Source organism: Pseudomonas sp. 22082, from assembly GCF_052046055.1.
Lineage (GTDB): Bacteria > Pseudomonadota > Gammaproteobacteria > Pseudomonadales > Pseudomonadaceae > Aquipseudomonas > Aquipseudomonas pharyngis.
In genome coordinates this window covers 1-4,471 of sequence record NZ_JBQEQB010000001.1, presented here as the reverse complement: position 1 = coordinate 4,471, position 4,471 = coordinate 1, and the positions used below count along the sequence as shown (strand labels likewise).

Here is a 4,471-nt window from a genome sequence, read left to right as displayed (position 1 = left end):
AAAGGGTGAGGGAACATGGATCAGTTGGCACTCAAGGCAATCGAGCGCATCGCCGCCGAACGGCGTGCGCCGTATCAGCACATCACGGTCGAGCGGATCACGCCGATCATTGGCGCCGAGATCGGCGGCGTCGATCTCTCGCAACCGCTGAGCGACGAGCAGCTCGCGGAAATCCGCCGGGCCTTTCTGGAGAACCACGTGGTGGTGTTCCGCGATCAGCACCTGACGGTGGACGAGCACAAGGCGTTTGGCCGGCTGTTCGGTGAGCTGCGGGCGCTGCCGGTGGAAGACATCGACGGCGATGACCCGGAGCTGGTGGTGATCCGCGCCAATGCGCAATCGCGCTACGTGGCCGGCGAAACCTGGCACACCGACGGTACCGCCGATCTGGCGCCGTCCATGGGTTCGATGCTGTACGTCAAGGAAACCCCGGCCATCGGCACCGGTGGCGATACGCTGTTCGCCAACATGCACCTGGCGCTGGAAATGCTGTCGCCGACGATGCAGCAGTTTCTCGGCGAGCTGACCGCGATCCACGACGGCGCGATTCCGTGGAAGGGCTATGAGGCGCCGGCCAACCTGCCGAAAACCGAACACCCGGTGGTGGTTCGCCACCCGGAAACCGGGCGTAAAACACTGTTCGTCAATTCCGGGTTCACGTCGCACATCGTCCAGTTGTCCGGCGGTGAAAGTCAGGTGCTGTTGAACATGCTGTTCGATCTGGTGGCGCGGGAGCCGGTCCTCAGCTGTCGCGTGCGTTGGGCGCCGAACAGCCTGGTGTTCTGGGATAACCGCTGCACCCAGCACCATGCGGTCTGGGATTATTTCCCGCACTCGCGGTATGGCGAGCGGGTGACGATTCTGGGGACGCAGCCCAAGGCTTGATGACCCTGAAAGTCCCTCTGTGGGAGCTCGCTCCCACAGGTTCGGGTCTAAATTCCTCGATTGAGCAGTTGCTCGACGATCAACTCGCCGAACGCCAGATTCCCGTGCAGCGGGTCATCCACTTCGCAGTACGCCGGAAGCTGAAAACCCAGCTCATCATTCGCTGCCGCGCGCACATCGATCAGCTCGATGCCGAGCCCCTGCAGGCGCTCGATCAGCAGCGCCTGCGCGGCCATGAACACACGCGGATCGGACAACTCTGGCACCCGTTGCGGCGGCAGCACGGCGAACACCTTGAGGTTCATCGCCCGGGCCTGTTCATAGAACGCCAGCGCAGGCTTGGACAAGGTGTCGACGATGGATTCGAACAGGGGCCCGGCGAGAAAACCTTCGTCGAATTCGCCGTCCGGTGTCTGGTAGCAGGTCCAGTTCGGCGCGGTGGCGAGGTAGTGCAGGCTCAGGCCAATGGTACTCACCAGCGGCACCCCGACCTTCGCCAGTTGCGGCACTTCAAAAGGCGCCAGGGCCTGGCGATACAGACGTTCCATCTCGGCCTCGCGAAACAGCACGTCATGGCGGGTCAGGCTGAAAAAATCCACCGCGAAATCCCGGCCGGTGCCCAGCGGGCCGCCGCTGAACGGCAACTCACGGGCCTGCGCGGCCTTGCCGATGACCCCGGCATGGGAGTCGCCCAGCAGCAGAAACCTAGGCGTAGTAATCGAGCACGGCGTCTTCACAGACAAGCTCCTCGCTGGACACGCAGGTGGAGGGAATGCTGGCCGGCGTTTGCAGCGGTTGAACGGCGTCGAGCCCGGCGAAAAACTGCTGCATGACGAACGCCACGCCTTCGGGCGTGACCTCGCGCTGGTTGGGTTGGTAGAACGCGCCCTTGAACGGTGTGCCGGTGATGATTTCGTAAGAGGGGAAATAGTCGACGTCGTGCAGGTCTTCGCACAGCTGCCCGGCGACGGCGCGCAGCACCGATTTGGAATAGGTGGTGGCGCTCAGCACATGTTCGCCCGTGGCCGTCGCCGTCAGGGGCACTGGTGACACGGTGAGCAGCAGGCGCAGCTGCGGGTTGATCGAACGCATCAATTCCAGCGCCCGCACCATGTCGCCATAGGTGTCCATGAAGCCGAAATTGCAGAAACGGTGCAGCTGCGGATCGAAAGTGCCGCGCACGGTGCCGGGGCACACGGGATACACCAGACCGGTCTGGCGGTTTTGCCAGGCTTCGGTCAGGCCGAGGGTGAACACGAACACTTTGGCCCGGCGCAGGGCGCTGCGGATGGCGTCGAGGGTGGCTTCACGCGAGGCGAACAGCGCGTCCTCGCTGGCAAAACCGTCGGGCTCCACGGAGGGGCGGAATGGGTCGAACCATCGCCCGTCATGGGCCCAGGTTTCGTCGGGGGGCAGGCTCACGCCCAGCGCCCATTCCAGCCATTGGCACAGCATCGCCGGAGTGTACAGATTGCCGGTGCGGAACGAGAACACCCCATAGTTGTGGGCCTTCCATTCGGCTGCGGGCAGTTCGGCCGGGGCCGGTTCCGCATCCAGCCAGTTCATGCCGCGTTCGCCCAGCGCCCGGCCGATGTGCTGGGCGAAACACGAGCCGGCGGTGACGATGGCGTCCTTGTTGCCGATCTCGAACTGCGGCGTCCACAGTTGATCGATGTTCAGCGCGGGCTTGTCAGCCACGGCGGTGCGCCAGAAAGCGCGGGGTGGCAGGCATTGATAAGGATTCACGACGAGGGCCTCCTTGGCGGTCGCTGATAAAACGGGGTCAACTGATTTGATAGCGGTAGATCAGGTCGTCAAACCACCGATCTCCAATCTGATAGGCCTGCGGCACGCGGCGCTCGAATACAAAACCGCATTTCTCCAACACCTTGCAGGACGCGATATTACCGTCGGTCACGGTCGACTCCAATGAGTCCAGGCCGATGGCGGCGGCATAGTCGATGATCGCCTGCCGCGACTCGGTGCCAAAGCCTTTGCCCTGATGCTCGGGTAACAGCAGGCAACCCACCTCGGCATGCCCCGGCGACAGGATGCGAAAACCGGTCACTCCCAGCTCCTGCCCGCTGGCCCTGTCGGTCACCACCAGACACAACCAGTGATCCGACTGCGGCCCCCAAGCCGGAAGCCGATGCTCGAAGCCTTTGCGCACCTGTTCTTCGGCGATTTCACCGAACACGTACTGCATGGTTTGCGGCTCGGAATGCAGCCTGAGGAACAGCGGCCAGTCGGATTCGACCATCGTGCGCAGGTCCAGGCGTTGCGTGGTGAGTTCGAGCATCCGGTGCACCTTGCAGAGGTGGAAAGGAAAGAGGTTTTTTACTTGGTGCCGGGGCAAAGATCAATGATCTGTACTGCTCGGTGGTTTCAATGTTTTTACTAAACCTGCCGTTTACTTAAGGCTGTTAGGCTTCAACTGCCGTGTGTATTCGATAGAGGGGGCGGCAGAGTAGGCATCCAGTGAGTCCTGCGTTGTTGATTCTGCGATGAAAAGCAGAGAAGGCCCGAAGAGGGCTTTACGTTCTTCCGGCATGCAGGTCGGCAAGTAGGTGCGCAGCACTCGCGGGTCGTAAAAGCGAAAGGCGAGCTCATTGCCTTCGAAGTCCACTACTTTGAGCAAGGTGCGAAAGTGACGGCGTAACTGGCGGAGGGAAACATCGGGTGGTGCAATGACAAAATACCCCCAGCTTGCTCCCCATCCCACATCAAGCAGTGAACCGGTGAACGCTTGATCAGGATCAAGATGCACCAGATAGGGGGCAACGGCAGACAGCGCCGGAGTGAGACTGCCTGCATACAGGCAGGTAAAATCGGAATTGCTCAAACGGATCATGGGTTCGATTCGGTCATCGCGAGCTCCGTCCAGCAATGCATATACCTGCGGTGCCTGCGGACCTTTCCCTGCGCTCCACAGCTCCCGAACAAGCCATGTGACCAGGCTCAGGTCTGATTCATGCGGGGCACTCATTTCGAACAGATCTCACAGAATGGCTTTCCGTCTTCGGCCGCCTGTTTCAGAGATCTGGCTTGGCGATCCTGGCGCTGTATGCGGGCCTTTTTGAGTTCGACAGCAGAAATACGGGGGGCAGTGGCAGCAGTAGCGGCGGTCAGCCGTTGTCCGGCTTTATCGCTGTCGGCTATCCAGGGAATGACGGGCGGCAGAATTGCAATTCCGGAACCCACACCCGGCGCACCGCCGGTATTGGCCTTTACCTCGGCACCACTGATGGTCACACCACCCGCGTCGACCTTGATGAAACTGCCGCCAGCCTTCGCCGTCAGTTCCATCCCGCCTTCGATCACGACTTTTTCACCAGCGTGGTAGTGAATCTCCGTGCCCGCTTCCACGAACTGCCCGGTGCCGACCTTCACATGCTGTGTCACGCCCACGGTCAGGTGATCGTTGGCGCGCATTTCGCTCTTGCGGTCCAGGTGGGTGATGCGGTGTTCCTCGACCTTGAATTCACTTAAAACATTGGCTTCAACGATGTCATGCCGTTCATTGCCGACGCGGATCTTCTGGTCGTGCTCGATGTTTTCGTCCCAGTCGCGCTGGGCGTGGATGTAG

At 61.3% G+C, this 4,471-nt stretch carries 6 protein-coding genes; 1 reads left to right on the top strand and 5 read right to left on the bottom strand.

Features of this window, described 5'->3' with window-relative positions:
- Positions 1–15: 15 nt before the first annotated feature.
- Positions 16–885 (top strand): TauD/TfdA dioxygenase family protein, encoded by an 870-nt coding sequence (locus ACTJK9_RS00030; RefSeq protein WP_039771066.1) that lies wholly within the window; start codon positions 16–18, stop codon positions 883–885.
- A gap of 47 nt (positions 886–932) precedes the next feature.
- Here ACTJK9_RS00030 and ACTJK9_RS00025 read toward each other — a convergent pair whose 3' ends face one another.
- From ACTJK9_RS00025 to ACTJK9_RS00005, 5 genes are all read right to left on the bottom strand, one after another.
- A complete protein-coding gene (locus tag ACTJK9_RS00025) occupies positions 933–1,622 on the bottom strand; it encodes a hypothetical protein (protein WP_260329054.1) in 690 nt (229 codons plus the stop codon).
- Entirely contained in the window at positions 1,591–2,631 is a 1,041-nt protein-coding gene (locus tag ACTJK9_RS00020) for a GSCFA domain-containing protein (RefSeq protein ID WP_440811180.1), read from the bottom strand. Before ACTJK9_RS00020 ends, ACTJK9_RS00025 begins: the two co-directional genes overlap by 32 nt.
- Positions 2,632–2,668: 37 nt before the next feature.
- Positions 2,669–3,184 (bottom strand): GNAT family N-acetyltransferase, encoded by a 516-nt coding sequence (locus ACTJK9_RS00015; RefSeq protein WP_064382008.1) that lies wholly within the window; start codon positions 3,182–3,184, stop codon positions 2,669–2,671.
- A 111-nt stretch (positions 3,185–3,295) separates the two neighbouring features.
- Positions 3,296–3,871 (bottom strand): DUF4123 domain-containing protein, encoded by a 576-nt coding sequence (locus ACTJK9_RS00010; protein ID WP_085610224.1) that lies wholly within the window; start codon positions 3,869–3,871, stop codon positions 3,296–3,298.
- Positions 3,868–4,471, bottom strand: a 604-nt coding sequence (locus tag ACTJK9_RS00005) for a bacteriophage T4 gp5 trimerisation domain-containing protein (protein ID WP_440811178.1), incomplete at its 5' end; no start/stop codon positions are given. The genes ACTJK9_RS00005 and ACTJK9_RS00010, both read right to left, overlap by 4 nt.